The sequence below is a fragment of the Erythrobacter sp. YT30 genome (genome assembly GCF_001542875.1).
GTDB lineage: Bacteria > Pseudomonadota > Alphaproteobacteria > Sphingomonadales > Sphingomonadaceae > Erythrobacter.
Window position 1 is genome coordinate 56820 of sequence record NZ_LMAF01000001.1, and the last position, 17775, is coordinate 74594.

Sequence of the window (17775 nt, forward strand, 5' to 3'; positions counted from 1 at the left end):
GCTTATGCTCGCCTGCTTTCGCGAACGAGACGCGCGCACCACAAATTGCCTTCGCACCAGTGTTGCAGGTCGGCACTTCCGGCACGCAAGCCATTGAAAAAGATGACGATGAGCCACGCCAACGCCAGATTTCAGCAATTGTGATATCCGGAAATGAGTCAATCGATGATTCCGTATTTCAGATGGCACTCAATGACTTTTTCGGCGAAACCCTGACCGAAGAACGTCTTGCTGAGCTGACCAACGAAGTCGCGCAACTAGCGAGAGATCAAGGCTTTGACTACGCCAGCAGCGAAATCGTCGGCGATCCAAACGCATTGGGAATTGTTGAGGTCAGGCTCAACGAGGGCTCGATTGATGTCGTCGAGATCGAAGGGTATGATAACTCTATAGCGCGACGCATCCTCGACAAATTGAAAGGCGCCTCGATCAGCAAGGCCGATCTGGAGCGTGCGCTTCTGCTCGTTTCAGACATTCCAGCGGTGCGATTGCGCAATGCCAGCTTCGAACAGGTTGATGGCTTGGGTGTCTTGTCGGTCAAACTATCAAGGCGCGACAATGCTTTCGGCATGGCGGCGGACAATTACGGCTCTGCATCTTTCGGGCCTGTCAGAGCGAGAATTGCCATGGCCGCAGGCGATGTCTTGTCGGGCGGGGATCAGGTTCGCGCTGCAGTGCGGGTCAACCCGGTTGATGTTGGTGAGTTGCTTTTCCTGAGCGCGTCCTACGAGACAAAGATTGGAAATGACGGCTTAACTCTGACTGCTTCCGGTTCTGTAGGTACGACCGCGCCCGGCGGAGCATTTAATGACACCGACATAAGCGGCGAATCCGCACGAGCTGGCTTGCAAGTCACTCATCCTGTGGCACGCGGAAAGAAGGCGAGCCTCTGGGTGGAAGGCAGGTCTGAATATATCTCTATTGAGCAGGACGATCTCAACGCCATGTTGCGCGACGACACAGTCGTTACAGCGTCAGTCGGCCTGCGAACGCAAGTGGTCGTGCCCGGTGGACGCATTCGCGCTGGTGTGTCGCATGTTCGCGGTCTCGACTTGTTCGGCGCTACCCGTCTAGGTGACCCGATTGCATCGCGCAGCGATGGCGACGGCGTGTTCTCAAAGGTCGAATTCTGGAGCGATGCCAGGTTTTCGCTGAGCGACAGGGTCGATCTGTTTTTTGCCATGGGTGGGCAAATTGCGGATCGTCCACTCCTGGGCAGCGAGGAACTGGCGCTTGGCGGTGCGTACCGAACACGCGGCTACAATTTCAGTGAAGTGCTTGGCGATGAAGGCTTCTACGGGCTCGCTGAACTGCGATACAATGTGAATACGGACAAATTGCCGCTCGATCGTTTGCAGCTATATGGCTTTGTTGATGGCGGAACCGTCAATGATATCGAGCAAGACTTTGGCGAGGGCTCGCTGTTCTCCGCAGGTCCGGGCGTGAGAGCACGTATGGGCGTTCTTGATGTTGAACTGGAAGGTGGTTTTCCGCTCGGTGGTTCGGGTAAACGCTCTGATGATGGGCCACAGATCAACCTGCGAGCGGGTGTTAACTTTTAGACTCTTGCGAGGCTTCGACTGGGGCATTAATCCCCGCCGCCATGCAAACCACGCAAGACACCACCGCTGAAAAATCCCCAGGCTCCTTGACGGGCCGACCCGTCATTTCATCAACAGGTCTGTTTACGCCTGAGGAGAGCATAACCAACGAAGAGCTCGTTGAGAGTTTCAATGCGTTTGTCGACCTCCACAACGAACGCAACGCAGATGCAATCGCTGCTGGTGCGGTCGAAGCGCTGCATCATTCTTCGGTTGAGTTTATTGAGAAAGCAAGCGGTATCAAAGCGCGTCATGTGATGAGCAAGGCGCCGATCATTGATCCCGAAACGATGTGTCCGCGTCTTGACGATCGCGACAATGACGAAATCTCGATTATGGCGGAAATTGGCGTTTTGGCCGCTCGGCAGGCATTGGAGCGGGCGGGACGTGATCCCAAGGATGTCGATGCTGTCTTGTGCGCCGCTTCGAATATGCAGCGCCCTTATCCGGCAATGGCGATCGAAATTCAGGAAGCGCTGGGTATCGAAGGTTTCGGCTTTGATATGAACGTAGCTTGTTCTTCGGCGACGTTCGGCATCCAAACAGCCGCGGATTACGTTCGAGCTGGCAATGCCAAAAGCGTTCTAGTGGTAAGCCCTGAGATTACATCAGGCCATCTCAATTGGCGGGATCGTGATAGCCACTTCATCTTCGGCGATGTTGCAACGGCGGTCCTTGTGGAAGATGCGGCCGTCGCTCCTCACCAGCATTGGGACATTCTCGGTACCAAGCTGAAGACGGTATTCTCTAACAATATCCGTAACAATTTTGGCTTCTTGAACCGCGCACACCCCGAAAGCGCCGGAGATGCCGACAAGCTTTTCGTTCAGGAAGGACGCAAGGTTTTCAAAGAAGTAGTGCCCATGGTCGCGCAAATGATCCTTGATGAAGCTGAACGTCTGGAACTTAATCCGCATGCTTTACGGCGGTTGTGGCTACATCAGGCCAATGCTGGTATGAACCGGCTGATTGCACAGCGCGTCTTGGGTCATGAGGCCAATGAAGACGAAAGCCCGACTGTGCTCGACACTTATGGCAATACGTCAAGTGCTGGTTCGATCATTGCATTTCACCTTAGTAGCGATGATCTGAAAAAGGGCGACACTGGCCTCATTTGCAGCTTTGGTGCTGGATATTCTGCAGGCACGGTGTTCGTTCAAAAGGCTGCCTAATTCGGTGATGGCGGGGTACTTTTGCCCCGCATTCCCCGTCCGTCCCGCTTGCGAGCCATGTCAGCGCACCTTAGATGGGCGCTATGCCAGGTGAAATACTAGACAATCAGGGCCGCGGCGAAGCAAGCTGGAGTTGGCCCTCCATCCATCCCGAAGGACGCAAGTTCGGCGTCATTGCGCTTGCGATCAGCCTGATCCCGCTTTTCTTCGGCTGGACCTTTGGTTTTATGGTGGTTTTGGGAATTTCCGCTTGGGTGTTCGCGTTTTTCCGCGATCCCGAACGTGTGATCCCGCAGGATAGCGATGCCATTGTTTCGCCCGCAGATGGGCTGATCTCTCTTATCACGCAAGTTGAACCGCCTGAGGAATTACGCATCGACGACGGTTCCGGTCACCAGGGCCTTCCACCAGGACCTGTTACCCGTGTTTCGATCTTCATGAGCGTGTTCGACGTGCACATCAATCGCGCACCTTTGGCGGGGACCGTTCGCCGTCTCGTATACATTCCGGGCAAGTTCATGGCTGCTGACCTCGACAAAGCGAGCGAGCAAAATGAGCGCCAGCATTTCCTTATCGAGCGCAACGATGGAGTAATGATCGGTTTTACGCAGATCGCTGGCCTTGTGGCGCGTCGAATTCTGCCATTTGTGAAGCCGGGTGATACTCTTGCGAAAGGGCAACGCGTAGGTCTTATCCGGTTCGGTAGCCGAGTAGATGTCTATCTCCCCGCTGGCACCGATCCAAAAGTGCTGATGGGTCAGCGCGTAATTGCAGGCGAGACAATTCTGGCAGAGCGTGGATCGCAAAAACTGCTCGAAGGAATTGCGCAGTGATTTGGGGAAAGATCTCTGCATTTGTCAGTCCTTTTACATTTTCATTTGAGATTGATCTTTGAGCAAAGGCGAACCTCAAAAGAACACCGACCATCCGCCTGCTAGAATTGGGCCAAAAGCGGCTGAGGATGAAGACATCGCTGTCCGCCCGGACGGTCGCGGCCTGAGCTTGCGGGCCATGCTGCCTAACGCGATCACGGCTGCGGCTCTATGTTCGGGGCTAACCGGCATCAGTTTCGCCATCGAAGGCCAATGGCAATATGCGGTGTTGGCTGTGGTTCTGGCAGCCGTACTTGACGGAGTGGATGGCCGAATTGCACGGATGCTGAACGCGCAGTCGCGCTTTGGCGCAGAGCTTGATAGCCTTGCCGACTGTATCTCTTTCGGTGTGGCACCTGCTCTCATTTTGTTCGTTTGGTCTTTGCAGGGCCTGCCCAGCTTCGGGTGGTTTGCAGCACTTGGTTTCGCGATTTGCATGGCACTGCGGTTGGCGCGATTTAATGCTCGGATTGATATCGAAAACCAACCTCACAAGTCGGCTGGGTTTTTAACGGGCGTGCCCGCACCTGTCGGTGCAGGTCTTGCATTTCTGCCGGTGTATCTATGGATCGAGACCGGCAATGATGCGTTTCGCGATCCCTTGGCTACAACTCTCTGGCTTGGACTTATCGCGAGCCTTGTCATTTCTAATATCGCAACTTTGAGCTGGACTGCAGTACGACCTCGCCGCGACGTGCGGCTTCCATTGATTGCAATCGCCGGAATGGCGGTTGCCGCATCGCTGATAGAGCCTTGGTGGCTGCTCATCACGCTGAGCGTCGGTTACCTTGTGCTAATGCCTTACGCCTTGTTCAGATACGGCAAGGTCAAGCGACGCCGAGCGCTTCACCAAGCGGAGCAATAGCGCGCCGGGGTGCACGCGGTGCTCGCTTGGTGAAGGCCGGGGACACGCCAGCCCGGCCACGGGGAAGGCGCGGGCGTTGGCGGATTTCAGGAGAGTCAACGACAGGGACAAATCCTGCGCGGACTAGAGCCCGTTCATGCACGAGTTGATTGTATACCTCGCGTCCGCGGATCCAGTTGTCGACTAACGCGATCGCCGTGGCGACTGCAACGACAGCCAGAAATGCAGAGACAGTCAAAACGATCATGGGCTTATCCTTCTGAAGTCGTGTCCGGATTGTTGCGGATTGACTTGTTCAATCTTTGTTCTGATAGCTTTGTTCCTTAAACGTTCCGATCCGTCAAGCAAAATGTTCCACTTGTGTTCCAAAGGCGTGCTTTGCTACTAGATTTTGCGGGTCAATGACGGTAATGGCGCGGCCTCGCAGCATTAATCAGCCGAATCACTTTGGCTTGGATGAGGCGAAATTCACATGGATGGCGCTAACACCGGTGCTTGCTCCGCGGGATCTCCGCAAAAGCAGTTCCAGCCATCCAGAGGATAAACCGGAAAGGAAATACCTATGGCGGCTGTTACCGTCACAATGCAGCAATTGATTGAAGCTGGCGCCCATTTCGGCCACCAGACACACCGTTGGAACCCGCGGATGAAGCCGTATATCTTCGGCGCTCGCAATGGGGTTCACATCATCGACCTATCGCAAACCGTTCCGCTTTTCGCGCGCGCGCTTGATTTCGTTGAGCAGACTGTGCGCGCTGGCGGCAAGGTTCTGTTCGTTGGAACCAAGCGCCAGGCGCAGGAGCCCATCGCAGAAGCTGCTCGCGCATCGGGCCAGCACTTCGTCAACCACCGTTGGCTGGGCGGCATGCTCACCAACTGGAAGACGATCAGCCAGTCGATCAAGCGTCTCAAGACCCTCGAAGAGCAGCTTTCGGGCGACACCAGCGGCTTCACCAAAAAAGAAGTCCTCCAGCTGACCCGTGAGCGTGACAAGCTTGAGCTATCGCTAGGCGGCATTCGCGATATGGGCGGCATTCCTGACGTGATGTTCGTGATTGATGCGAACAAGGAAGACCTCGCCATTAAGGAAGCCGCTGTTCTCGGCATTCCGGTGATTGCCGTGCTCGATTCCAATGTCGACCCAAGCAACATCGCGTTTCCTGTTCCCGGCAATGACGATGCGAGCCGTGCGGTTCGTCTCTATTGCCAGGCGATCGGTGATGCGGCCTCTGCCGGCAAAGGCGGAGCAGTGGCTGACAGCGGTGCCGATGTCGGCGCCATGGCCGAGCCACCAGCAGAGCCAACAGCTGAAGAAGCTCCAGCAGAAGCGCCTGCCGAAAGCGCTTAATCGGTTTTCCCGTCAAGCGGGTGCCATAAATCTGAACTATTGCGCCGGGCATCCCCAAAAAGCGGGGCGCCGGGTGCCCCCTGATACACAATAAAGGAAATTCTCATGGCTGATTTCTCTGTCGCCGATGTGAAGAAACTGCGCGAACTTACCGGCGCAGGAATGATGGATGCGAAAAAAGCGCTGACCGAAGCAGGTGGTGATATTGATTCTGCCGTAGACGCTCTGCGTGCCAAAGGTCTGGCGACTGCTCAGAAAAAGTCGAGCCGTACGGCTGCCGAAGGTCTTGTCGGCGTTGCAGTCCAAGGCACCAAAGGCGTGGCTGTTGAAGTCAACTCCGAAACCGACTTCGTTGCAAAGAATGACAAGTTTCAGGACTTCGTTCGCAAGACTACTCAAGTCGCTGCGACAATGGATGCTGACGATGTCGATGCGCTCAAGGCTGCGGCATACCCTGATGGCGGCACTGTTGCTGACAAATTGACCGATAACGTTGCGACCATCGGCGAGAACCAGCAGGTCCGCCGTATGAAAACAGTCAGCGTAGAGCAGGGCGCAGTTGTCGCTTATATGCACAATGCCGTTTCTCCTGACGATCAGGACCTAGGCAAGATTGGCGTCCTTGTAGCGCTTGAAGGTGATGCGAACGCGGATGTGCTTGCCGCGCTTGGCCGGGACATTGCTCAGCATGCAGCGGCCATGTTCCCACTGGCTCTCAACGCAGACGGCCTTGATGCCGAAGTGATCGAGCGTGAGCGCGCGATTGCTCAGGAAAAGGCTGCCGAAAGCGGCAAGCCTGAGAACGTGCAGGAAAAAATGGTCGAAGGCGCGATCAAGAAGTACGCGAAAGAAAACGCGCTGCTTAGCCAGATCTTCGTCAAAGACGGCAAGGCCACTGTTGAAGAGTACGTTGCTCGCACCGCAAAAGAAGCGGGCGCTTCAATCAAGCTTGTAGACTATGTCCGCTATCAGTTGGGCGAAGGCATTGAAGTTGAAGAAAGCGACTTCGCAGCCGAGGTTGCCGCTGCTGTTGGTGGGTAATCAAATTATCTGACCGCGCCCCATTTCTTAAGGGGCGGCTTGGTCCAAAAAATCTAAGGCCGTCGCAGCGATCGCGTTGCGGCGGCCTTTTTTGTCTTCGGTGAGCGATCGCAAAGGGAGGCATTCCAGATAATTCCTACCGAAGGTGGACAGGGTGACAAAGGTGACACCGTGTCACCCTATGCCCTTATGCGCAAAGCTATGAAATAACATGATAAAGCTGCGTTTTGAGTTGGGTGACGGACAGGTGGGGGAGGCGCTTTTTGAGGTCTATGTGGCTTCGTTCCGCAAAAAGATCACCCTTTTTGCGGTCTGATTGAGGATGGACGATCAGAAAGAGCCACGCGCAGTATGAGTATCAGGCGCGGTGTAGGAAAATGCGATCTTTGTGTACGTTGCGACCCATGCTAGCTTGCTGGGATGGCGATGGTCTGCAGATCATTTTCGGTCGCATTGGCAACGATAGCCGTCCTGTCATCATGCACCGACAACGACGAACAACCAGTCGCGGATATGGTCGTTGCTTTGACGATTGACCAACCAGGCATCGCTTTTCCTAACGAGAGCGGATGCTGGGCAGAGAACGAAAGCCCTGGTTGTCCATTGATCATCACCCAGGAAGGCACTCTCATTCATAGAGGTGAACAGATTACAGCATCCGAAGTTGTCGCGATTGAAAGTGCTTGGGAGCAACTCGGTTATCCTGTGTTGGGCGTGACGGCACATCCTTTGGCCGAATACCAAATGGTGGCAAAACACCTGGCAGAATTTGATAAAGCTCTACCAATCCCTGCCTCAGATGTGGAAGCTGGCTTGCCTCGCTTTGCTCTTGTCGAAATGGAGGAGCGTTATTCCAAGATTGGCGCAGAACGCGATCTCGCCGCATCTTATGAGCTTTTGGGCAGCGACGTAAATGGTGATGCGGTCCCTTACACCATTTCTATCTTTGTTGGGCATTCCAATACAACTAATGCCTGCGTCTTTATGCTCGGCGGTCTGTCGCTCTCTGCCGAGGAGCTGAGCGATCAGAGCTTTCGGGAGCTGGATGAACTAGTTCAACGAGCCGGAGCCGCAGCCTCTTCGCCAGATTTCGCTGATAGACTTGTTGCGAAGATCCAGTCTGATGCAGAGACCCCTTGGAAGTGCGTCGCTGGCGCAATGTTCCAAGTAAAAAGGAGCGGGTGGCCTTCAGTAAACTTGGAAGTATATCGCGACCGGTCTGCTACGAACGAGCACGCCAAGACCTAGTTGTCTCTGGCTCTACCCCGCACCTCAATCACCCATATCTCAGGATGCGTAAACAGCCTTATCGGCAGCAGGCTCGTTCCCAATCCTGCGCTCGTTATCAGCGTTTTGCCGTTCTCCTCCACCACGCCGCAGGCATATTTGTCGCCATAATCTGACATGGTCGCAGGTGCGCCGCCCCATGGGTAGGCGATTTGGCCGCAATGGGTGTGGCCTGCGAGGGATAGTTCTATGTTCACCGGCAGGCTGGGAAAAACATCAGGGGTGTGAGTTAGCATAATGCGTGGGCCGGTGAGTGGCTGCATCGCCTCGGTGGTCGCATAGATATCGGCATAGCCGACGAAATCATCGTCCACGCCGCCGATCGCCAAAGGGCCGAACTGCATGGCTTCATTTTCGAGCACGGTGATTTGCGGATACCTTGCCAGCTCCGCTGATAAGGCTGGCCAATCGTACCAGTGATCGTGATTGCCCGGTACAAAGACTACGCCATGCGGAGCATCCAGTTTTCCGAGGGGCGCGACGATCTCCTCAGCTTCGTAAATATGGGTCGCGACGCGTTTCTCGCTCACCAGATCGCCTCCAATCGCGATCAGATCTGCATCCAAAGCGTTCACCTGCGCCACGATCTCTTCGACGCGCGACGGCGGCATGTCAGGACCTGCGACGTGGATGTCGGTTATAAAGGCGATGGTGAAGGGCCCGGCGCCTGCGGGCATTTTGTCGCTTTCGAGCACAAAACGCTCAATCACAGGATCGCGCATCGTGTCGTACCAGACCTTGGCAGCTCCGATCACGGCGCACAGGATCAAGAACAAAGCTGCTTTTCGAATCATCGCCCGCGACCCTTGCCTCAGAACGACCCGATCTGACACAGCAAATGGAGCATCTGAGTGGACAGGCGCGCCATAGCCCTTGGCAGCGTCCCCTTGCGCAGATAGAGGCTGGCCTCAGCGATTATCCTTCGAAGCGAGCGAAGCATTCATGGCAATTCCTGAAATCAAGCGTGTTCTCCTTAAGCTTTCCGGTGAAGTCTTGATGGGGGAACAGGAATACGGGATCGATCCTGCCTATGTGACGCGGCTCGCCGAAGAAGTGAAAGCTGCGAAAGACAGCGGCATCGAGGTGTGCCTGGTTATCGGCGGGGGCAATATCTTTCGCGGGATATCGGGTGCGGCGAAGGGGCTCGACCGCACCACGGGCGACTACATGGGTATGCTCGCAACGGTGATGAATGCTTTGGCGATGCAAAACGCGTTGGAGCAATTGGGTGTGCCAACCCGCGTACAATCGGCAATCCCAATGTCCTCCATTTGCGAACCTTACATTCGCCGCCGCGCAGAAAGGCATCTCGAAAAGGGACGGATCGTCATCTTTGCAGCCGGCACAGGCAATCCGTTCTTCACCACCGATACTGGTGCGGCTCTGCGTGCGGCGGAGATGAACTGCGATGCGCTGCTAAAAGGCACCAGTGTTGACGGCGTCTATGACAGCGATCCTAAGGGCAATCCCAATGCGACGCGATTTGAAACCATCGCGTATGACCACGTTCTTGCTCAAAATCTCAAAGTGATGGATGCGACGGCCGTAGCGCTTTGCCGAGAGAACGACATTCCGATAGTGGTCTTCTCGATCCGCGATAAAGGAAACGTCGCGAGAGTGCTCGCAGGCGAGGGCACCCAGACTATTGTTCAAAAGGAAGTGTGAAAGACAATGCCGCAATACGACAAGTCAGACATTGAACGCCGCATGGCAGGCGCGGTCGAAGCGCTCAAAGGCGATCTTTCAGGTCTTCGCACAGGCCGAGCCAACACGAGCTTGCTCGATCCAGTGGTGGCCGAGGTTTACGGCGCGATGATGCCACTTGCACAAGTTGCTACCGTTTCCGCTCCTGAACCGCGGATGCTTAGCGTACAGGTGTGGGACAAGGCCAATGTGAGCGCGGTTGAGAAGGGCATTACGAAAGCCAATCTTGGTCTCAACCCGATGACCGATGGACAGACTATCCGTCTGCCGATGCCGGACCTTACCGAAGAACGGCGCAAGGATCTTGCAAAACTCGCGGGCGAATACGGCGAAAAAGCCAAGATCGCGGCGCGCAATGTGCGGCGCGATGGCATGGAATCGCTGAAAGCCGACGAAAAGGCGAAAGAAATCTCTGAGGACGAGCGCAAACGCCTCGAAGATGAGGTTCAGAAGATGACCGACAAAACCGTCGCCGATATCGATACAGCGGTTGAAAAGAAGGTTCAGGAAATCCTGACTCAGTAGGTCGGGATATGAGGGATATACCATAATGGGCACCGCGCCCGCTAACCATGGTGAGCAGCCAAAGGCTGGCGCCCGGCACGTTGCAATCATCATGGATGGCAACGGTCGGTGGGCGAAGAAACGCGGACTGCCCAGAGCGATCGGCCATCAGCGCGGCGTTGAGGCTGTACGGCGATTGGTGCGCGCGCTTGAGCCGATGCAGCTAGAATGTCTGACGCTTTATGCGTTCTCTTCTGAAAACTGGAAGCGTTCAATCGATGAGGTCGATAGCCTAATGAACCTGATGCGTCGGTTCATCAAATCGGACCTCGCTGAATTTGTCGCCAATGATGTGAAATTGAAGATTATCGGCGATTGGCAAGCGCTTGCTCCTGATATCGTAGAAATGCTCGAAGACGCGCTTTCGCAGACCGCTAATGGCAAGCAGACATTGGCAGTGGCGCTTAACTACGGATCTCAGCATGAGATTGCTCGAGCTGCAGCAAAAGCCGGTGAAAAGGGGGAGATTTCGGCGGAAACCATCGCGGCGGAGCTCGATACGGCTGACCTGCCGCCACTCGATCTGCTGATCCGCACAAGCGGTGAGATACGCCTTTCGAACTTCCTTCTGTGGCAGGCGGCATATTCCGAAATGCTGTTCGTCGACACTCTTTGGCCGGACTTTAAGCCCGAACATCTCGCGCAAGCGCTCGATGATTTTGCCAAGCGTGAGCGGCGCTATGGTGGGCGCCTAGCGGAACCCACCAATGGCTGATCTTGGAGTTCGGGTCGGTTCCGCGGTGGTGATGCTGGGAGTGGTGGCGGCCGCCCTTTGGCTGGGCGGCTGGTTCTGGATTGGATTTGTGGTTTTGCTCGCGGGACTTGTCCTTTGGGAGTGGAACAACCTGGTCAAAGGCTTCGGCGTCTCCGCGATTGCAGAGGTGCTGTGGTTGTTCGCCGGCGCGGCCTACGTATTTGCCGCTGCCAACGCGATGGTCCAGGTGCGGCTGGATTACCCTGCAATATTTGTTGCAGCTGCTTTCATTGCTCCGATCATCGCAGTCGATGTCGGTGCCTATTTCGCTGGCCGAACCATTGGCGGCCCAAAAATCGCCCCATCGATCAGCCCATCCAAAACATGGGCCGGTCTGATGGGAGGAGCGGTGGCCGCGAGCGCGGTTGCTTTTGGAGTGACTGCCAATCTGAGCCGGATGACTACGTTGGAAAACGTGAGTGCACCTTCGTGGGTTCAGATCGTTGTTGCCGGAATTCTAATTGCGATTATCGCACAAGCGGGCGATTTCTTCGAAAGCTGGATGAAACGCCGGGCTGGCGTCAAGGATTCAAGCCACCTGATACCAGGACACGGCGGAGTGTTCGACAGGCTCGATGGCTTTCTTGCGGTCTTCTTTGTGCTGTTTGTGGTTGCGGTTGTGCCCAAACTGCTGTGAATGAGACGTCGATGACCCGTTCGATTACAGTTTTGGGAGCTACAGGCTCCATCGGTGCGTCAACGCTTGATCTAGTGCGTCGCAATCCGGGCGAGTGGAAGGTTGAGGCGCTGACAGCCAATTGCAGCGCACAAGAGCTCGCCGGATTGGCTCGCGAATTCGGCGCCAAGATCGCCGTCGTCGGCGATGAAACATGCTTGGCCGATTTGAAAGACGCATTAGCGGGAAGCGGTATTGAGGCGGCTGGCGGCGCGCAGGCGCTGCGTGACGCAGCAGCGCGACCCGTGGATATGTGCGTTGCGGCAATTGTAGGCTGCGCAGGTCTTGCTCCGGTAATGGCGGCGATTGAGCGGGGCGGTACGATCGCGCTTGCCAACAAGGAGGCGCTAGTCTCGGCGGGCGAAGTCATGACTGCTGCTGTCGCGAAACACGGCGCGACGCTCCTCCCTACGGATTCTGAACACAATGCGATCTTCCAATGCCTCGTGGGCAGCTCCTTGGAAGATGTCGCGCGCATAACGCTAACTGCGAGTGGCGGGCCATTGCGCACATGGTCACACGAGCAATTGGCGGCGGCAACACCTGCGGAGGCTGTTGCCCATCCCAACTGGTCGATGGGCGCAAAGATCAGTGTGGATAGCGCGACCATGATGAATAAGGGCCTCGAGTATATTGAGGCGCATCACCTGTTCCCTGTTGGTCTCGACAGGCTAAAAATCGTGGTCCATCCGCAAAGCGTCATCCATTCGATGGTCGAATACAAGGATCGCTCAACGCTCGCTCAGCTTGGTCCATCGGATATGCGTGTGCCGATTGCTTCGTGCCTTGCATATCCGGCGAGGATGGAAACACCGCTGGAGCCGCTTAACCTCGCCGCTATCGGTGAACTCACGTTTCATGCACCTGATGAAGAACGTTTTCCCGCGACACGCATTGCGCGCGAGGCCATTCAGGCGGGCGGGGCGGCGCCAGCAACGCTCAATGCCGCAAACGAAGTTGCAGTGGCGGCGTTTCTGGACGGTCAGATTGCATTCACACGCATTACGGCATTGGCGGAAGAAGTGCTGAGCCGCTATAGCGAGCCAGCCCCCGCCAGCCTCGATGATGTACTGGCGCTGGATAAAGATGCCCGCGAAAATGCGGCACGCATTTTGGAGTCGCCTGTAAGTGCCTGAGAATTGTGATGTTTGAGTCCGTACCCTTCTGGATGTACGCGGTGGGGTTCCTGCTTGTGCTGGGCCCGCTGGTGACCGTTCACGAGCTGGGCCATTACCTAGTTGGGCGCTTTTTTGGTGTCCATGCGGAAGCGTTTTCGGTTGGCTTCGGCAAAGAAATTATCGGATTCAACGACAGGAGCGGCACTCGGTGGAAGCTGTCCGCATTGCCATTGGGCGGGTATGTTCAATTCAAAGGCGATATGAACCCTGCCAGCGTACCCGATGGGCAGGTGGTTCATGAGCCGGGTAGTTTTCAATCTGCCGCGCTGTGGAAACGTGCGCTGATAGTTGCGGCTGGTCCTGTGACCAATCTTGTCGTTGCGGTTGCGATTTTTGCCGCGTTTTTTGCCATTCTGGGAAAGCCTGTGCCGGTAGACCCTGAAGGTTCAACGAAAGTCGGCGGCTTCAGCGAAACAAGCGCCGCGCAAGAGGCGGGCGTCGAAGTCGGCGATCAGATCATCGCTATCGATGGTGAGCCCGTCGCAAACTTCGGAGAGATACTGGATAAGGTCGCCATCTATCTCGACCGTGACATCGCCGTTACAGTTTTGCGTGACGGTGAAGAGCGGACATTCGAATTCCGCACCAATCTGGTGGAAACGAAAGACAAATTCGGCAACATCAACCGCATCGGGCAGATGGGCGTTTCACCCGCGGCCGGTGCATACAAATTTGAGCCCGTGGGCTTGGGCAGTTCGGTGGTTCTCGCCGGTGAGCAAACATGGCGCGTATTCGATCTGATGGTGACCGGGATTAAACAGGTTGTGACAGGCGAACGCTCAATCAAGGAATTGGGCGGGCCTGTTAAGATCGCGAAGTATTCGGGTGAGCAGCTGAGTTCGGGTCCACTTGCCTTTTTCAACTTTGCGGCGCTGATCTCGCTTAATTTGGCATTCATTAACTTCCTGCCAATCCCCGCGCTCGATGGCGGTCACCTTGCTTTTTACGCTGCCGAAGCGATCCGCCGCAAGCCGGTTGGTCCTCGAGCAACGGAATGGGCATATCGCACCGGCATCGCCTTGGTATTGGTGTTTATGGTTGTGGTTACATTCAATGATGTCACATCCCTGCCTCTGTTCGGGAACTTGCTGGACAGTTAGTCGGGGAAAGGAAACGCGCCAAAGCGTGAACACCGGGTTGGCCGCTTGATTGCTGGGGGCGCTTCGGGCAATGGCGGCAAGCAACAGTGCAACAGGGATGGGCTGGGTGCATTTGTGCCAATGCCACAGAATTATCGCGTCTAAGGGCTGGGCGCGTAAAATGTTGGGTTAGACGGGAATACAGTTTTTGATGAATCGATGCAGCGAGACAGGCCTAGCGTCTGCCACTGACAGCTTTGCGGCACCGCAGCGAACGTCGAATGCGGGCCGGATGATAATTGCGCTCACCTGCGGCTCTATGCTTGCAGGTGTGCCTTTTACTGCGTCTGCACAGGACCAAGACGCTCAGGAAGCGCCAGTCCCCGCGACGACGCAGCAGAATGAACCTGCACCAGCGCCAGCACCCGCGCCTTCGACAAACATCATCCGCACGATCAGCGTATCGGGTTCGGAGCGGCTCGAGCCGACGACAATCCTCAGCTATATCCGCTTGAGGGTAGGCGATGAATATACGTCTGCGGCCGCTGACCAAGCGTTGAAAGACCTTGGCGCGACGGAGCTATTTTCGCAGTTCAATATCCGCAATGATGGCGGCAACGTTGTCATCACGGTGACGGAAAACCCGGTGATCAACCGGATCGTGATTGAGGGCAACAAGCGGCTCGATAACGACAAGATACTTCCCGAAATCAAGCTGGCGCCGCGGCAAATCTTCACGCGTTCCAAAGTCCGTGCTGACGTTGCTCGCATCATTGAGCTTTATAAGAGGCAGGGACGCTTTGCTGCGACAGTTGAACCAAAAATGGTTCAGCTACCGCAGAACCGCGTCGATGTGGTTTTCGAGATCAGCGAAGGGCCAAAGTCCAAGGTTCGCCAGATCAACATCATCGGCAACGAAGAGTTCTCCGATGGAGAGCTGCGCGGTGAGATGGTCACGAAACAGGCTCGTTTCACGCGCTTCTTCAGCTCTAACACCAGCTATGACCCAGATCGCCTCGCGTTCGACCAGCAAAAGCTGCGGCAGTTCTATCTGACCGAAGGCTACGCCGATTTCCGTGTCGTCTCTGCCGTGGCGGAGCTTACTCCCGACCAGAAAGACTTCATCATCACCTACGTGGTGGAAGAAGGCGAGCGCTACAAGTTCGGCGAAGTCAAAGTAGACAGCCAGCTGCGCGACTTTGACAGCGATCGGATGACGCAGCAGCTCACCGTCAAGGGCGGCGACTGGTACAACGCTAAGTATGTAGAGGATACCGTTGAATCGCTGACGGAGGTTGCAGGGCGTTTTGGCTATGCGTTTGCCGACGTTCAGCCTCGCTTTAATCGTAACCCCGATGATCTGACGATGGATATCACCTTCATACTGCGTCAGGCACCGCGTGTTTACGTCGAGCGCGTTGATGTCAACGGCAATACCTTGACACAGGACAAGGTCGTCCGCCGCGAATTCCGTATCAGCGAAGGCGATGCTTTCAACTCTCTTGGCGTCCAAAGAACGACGGCTCGGATTAATTCGCTGGGCTATTTTCAGGAGAACTTCGAGGTCAATCAGGTACAAGGCAGCGCGCCTGACCGGATCATCCTCGAAGCCAACGTCGAAGAGCAGCCAACGGGCGAATTGCAGTTTTCGGCTGGCTTCTCGTCGATTGAGCAGTTCATTCTCGCCGGCAGCATCCGCCAGCGCAACTTCCGCGGACGTGGTCAGACGATTGGTCTGAGCTTAAACTATTCGCAGTTCTCCCGATCGGCGCGGATCAGTTTCACCGAGCCGTATGTTTTCGATCGCAACATTCAGGCCGGCGTTGATATCTATCGGCAGGATTTCAACAGCTTCAACCGTTTTGGCAATGAGCGTAACAACACGTTTGAACAAGCCACCACCGGTTTTGCCGTGCGACTAGGCGTGCCTTTGACCGAATTTATGTCGCTTGTTGGCAGTTACACGCTGAATTACGACGAAGTGAGCCTAGATGAACGCCTGTTCTTCACCGATCTTGATGGCGATGGCGTTCGCGGCAACAGCCCAGACGACTTTTGCGATCCTTTAGCGGCTGGCCGTTTCCTTTGCGATGCCTTGGGAGATCGTCTGAGCTCGATCGTTGGCCTCAGCCTCAACTACAACTCCTTGAACTCACGAATTCGCCCAACCCGTGGTCGCACGTTCTCGCTTACTTCTGAATTTGCGGGACTAGGCGGCGACGTTCGTTATGCGCGTTTCCGTGGTCGAGCGCAGCAATTCTGGAATGTCGCTAACTCCGGTTTCATCTTTTCGCTTTCGGCCGAAGGTGGAACCATCATTCCGCTGCGGGATCGTCCGGGCGAGGGTGTTGACGATATTCTGCTGACTGACCGTTTCTTCTTGGGTGAACCGCAATTCCGTGGCTTCGACATTCGTGGTGTTGGCCCGCGTATCTTGACCCAGCAATTACTCGTTGATGAGACCACTAACGAAATCATCGTGGTGACAGACCGCCAGCAAGTTCGGGATGATGCCATTGGTGGGCGCAATTTTTATCTTGCTCGTGCAGAGCTTGAAATCCCGCTGGGTACTGGCGCGCGTGAGCTTGGCCTCAGGCCATCAATCTGGGCTGACGTCGGTGCTCTATGGTCGGTCGAACAGCCGGTTCTTACCGTTGTTGAACCTGTGTTCCTCGACGGTGACAATCCTGGAGAAACGACTACAAATCCGTTTGCAGCTGATGGGTCCCTTAACACACTCGTCAGCAACGGTTTCCAAGAAGTATTCCTCGGAAACTCTCCCAGCCCGCGTATCACCGCCGGTATCGGCGTAAACTGGAATTCGCCTTTCGGGCCGTTCCGTATCGATTTCGCCCAGACCATTCGTAAGGTCGAGGGCGATGATGACAAAACCTTCACGTTCAACGTAGGAACTCAGTTCTAATGATTAAGCTTACCAAAACGCTCGCCATTGCGGGCCTCGCACTTTCTGCCACTGTGGCTGCTCCGGCGATCGCTCAGGTTCAGGGCCGCGTCGGCACGGCCAGTATCTCCCGCGCAATCCAAGGTACGACGGCGCTGCAAACCGCCTATAGCCAGGTCAACCAGACCTATAACGCCCAGATCCAAACTGCTCAGACAAAGCAGGGCGAGCTTTCCGAATTGCTCAAGCCATTCGACACCGATGGCAATGGTGAAATCAACGAAACCGAAAGCGCTGCATTGCAGGCCGCTCCCAATTTCTCGCAAATTCAGACGCTTCAGCGCGAGATTGCCTCGATCAACGATCAGGTGACCGCAGCTCGCGTTTACGCGGTAGAGCAGGTTCTGGTACAATACCCTACCGCCCTCCAGGAAGTGGCAACGCAAAACCAGGTTCAGATGGTGGTTGATCCTGCCAGCCTTCAATATGCTGTCGAAGAAGCTGATATCACGCCGCTCGTTACGACCGCGCTCAACGCAAAAGTGCCGACAGTCGGTATCGTCCCGCCAAATGGCTGGCGTCCTGGTCCCAACACGTTGCAGGTTTTCCAGGAAATTCAGCGCCGTGCGCTTATCCAGCAGATCCGTGATCAGCAGGCGCAGCAACAGAACCAGCAGCAGAGCACGCAGCAGCAGGCTCCGGCAGGGCGGTAACGCTCTGCAATCACGCAAA

General features: G+C 55.6%; 17 protein-coding genes. 15 read left to right on the forward strand and 2 right to left on the reverse strand.

All coding sequences use genetic code 11. The annotated features are described in order from the left end of the window. Window positions 1-182 precede the first annotated feature (182 nt). The 4 genes from AUC45_RS00295 (at window position 183) to AUC45_RS00310 (ending at window position 4510) form a co-directional block, all read left to right on the forward strand. A complete protein-coding gene (locus tag AUC45_RS00295) occupies window positions 183-1562 on the forward strand; it encodes a ShlB/FhaC/HecB family hemolysin secretion/activation protein (RefSeq protein WP_156423700.1) in 1380 nt (459 codons plus the stop codon). A gap of 41 nt (window positions 1563-1603) precedes the next feature. Then, entirely contained in the window at window positions 1604-2773 is a 1170-nt protein-coding gene (locus tag AUC45_RS00300; protein WP_067596732.1) for a beta-ketoacyl-ACP synthase III, read from the forward strand. Window positions 2774-2856: 83 nt separating this feature from the next. Further along, entirely contained in the window at window positions 2857-3606 is a 750-nt protein-coding gene (locus AUC45_RS00305; RefSeq protein WP_067598793.1) for a phosphatidylserine decarboxylase, read from the forward strand. A 106-nt stretch (window positions 3607-3712) separates the two neighbouring features. Next, on the forward strand, window positions 3713-4510 hold the full coding sequence (locus AUC45_RS00310) for a phosphatidylcholine/phosphatidylserine synthase (protein ID WP_067598795.1): 798 nt from the start codon (window positions 3713-3715) through the stop codon (window positions 4508-4510). Here the strand turns inward: AUC45_RS00310 and AUC45_RS15650 are convergent. Continuing rightward, window positions 4473-4757, reverse strand: a complete 285-nt coding sequence (locus AUC45_RS15650; protein ID WP_156423701.1) for a hypothetical protein — start codon at window positions 4755-4757, stop codon at window positions 4473-4475. The two genes, AUC45_RS00310 and AUC45_RS15650, sit on opposite strands and share 38 nt — an antisense overlap. A gap of 315 nt (window positions 4758-5072) precedes the next feature. On the opposite strand from AUC45_RS15650, the gene rpsB reads away from it, so the two are divergent. From rpsB to AUC45_RS00325, 3 genes are all read left to right on the forward strand, one after another. Beyond that, window positions 5073-5858 (forward strand): 30S ribosomal protein S2, encoded by a 786-nt coding sequence (gene rpsB, locus AUC45_RS00315; RefSeq protein ID WP_067596734.1) that lies wholly within the window; start codon window positions 5073-5075, stop codon window positions 5856-5858. Window positions 5859-5963: 105 nt separating this feature from the next. Beyond that, complete coding sequence (gene tsf / locus AUC45_RS00320) at window positions 5964-6899, forward strand: translation elongation factor Ts (RefSeq protein ID WP_067596736.1); 936 nt, start codon at window positions 5964-5966, stop codon at window positions 6897-6899. A 513-nt stretch (window positions 6900-7412) separates the two neighbouring features. Further along, window positions 7413-8147, forward strand: coding sequence for a hypothetical protein (locus AUC45_RS00325; protein ID WP_156423702.1), 735 nt, complete (start codon window positions 7413-7415; stop codon window positions 8145-8147). Here AUC45_RS00325 and AUC45_RS00330 read toward each other — a convergent pair. Beyond that, window positions 8144-8980, reverse strand: coding sequence for a metallophosphoesterase (locus AUC45_RS00330; RefSeq protein WP_067596740.1), 837 nt, complete (start codon window positions 8978-8980; stop codon window positions 8144-8146). The genes AUC45_RS00325 and AUC45_RS00330 overlap by 4 nt on opposite strands. Window positions 8981-9128: 148 nt before the next feature. Here AUC45_RS00330 and pyrH point away from each other — a divergent pair, with 148 nt between their 5' ends. The 8 genes from pyrH to AUC45_RS00370 all read left to right on the forward strand — a co-directional run bounded on the left by pyrH (window position 9129) and on the right by AUC45_RS00370 (window position 17756). Further along, a complete protein-coding gene (gene pyrH / locus AUC45_RS00335) occupies window positions 9129-9851 on the forward strand; it encodes a UMP kinase (RefSeq protein ID WP_067596742.1) in 723 nt (240 codons plus the stop codon). A gap of 6 nt (window positions 9852-9857) precedes the next feature. Further along, entirely contained in the window at window positions 9858-10415 is a 558-nt protein-coding gene (gene frr / locus AUC45_RS00340; protein WP_067596744.1) for a ribosome recycling factor, read from the forward strand. Between the two features lie 25 nt (window positions 10416-10440). Then, window positions 10441-11169 carry a polyprenyl diphosphate synthase gene (gene uppS / locus AUC45_RS00345; protein ID WP_067596746.1) on the forward strand — a complete coding sequence of 243 codons (729 nt, stop codon included), beginning with the start codon at window positions 10441-10443 and terminating at the stop codon, window positions 11167-11169. Then, entirely contained in the window at window positions 11162-11845 is a 684-nt protein-coding gene (locus AUC45_RS00350; protein WP_067596752.1) for a phosphatidate cytidylyltransferase, read from the forward strand. Before uppS ends, AUC45_RS00350 begins: the two co-directional genes overlap by 8 nt. An 11-nt stretch (window positions 11846-11856) precedes the next feature. After that, the gene (gene dxr / locus AUC45_RS00355) at window positions 11857-13020 is read left to right on the forward strand and encodes a 1-deoxy-D-xylulose-5-phosphate reductoisomerase (protein WP_067598799.1); all 1164 of its coding nucleotides are present in this window, start codon (window positions 11857-11859) and stop codon (window positions 13018-13020) included. A gap of 8 nt (window positions 13021-13028) precedes the next feature. Continuing rightward, entirely contained in the window at window positions 13029-14162 is a 1134-nt protein-coding gene (gene rseP, locus AUC45_RS00360) for an RIP metalloprotease RseP (protein ID WP_067596755.1), read from the forward strand. Window positions 14163-14352: 190 nt separating this feature from the next. Continuing rightward, a complete protein-coding gene (gene bamA / locus AUC45_RS00365) occupies window positions 14353-17064 on the forward strand; it encodes an outer membrane protein assembly factor BamA (protein ID WP_067596757.1) in 2712 nt (903 codons plus the stop codon). Beyond that, window positions 17064-17756 (forward strand): OmpH family outer membrane protein, encoded by a 693-nt coding sequence (locus AUC45_RS00370; protein ID WP_067596760.1) that lies wholly within the window; start codon window positions 17064-17066, stop codon window positions 17754-17756. The genes bamA and AUC45_RS00370 overlap by 1 nt, the downstream gene beginning before the upstream one ends. Window positions 17757-17775 lie beyond the last annotated feature (19 nt).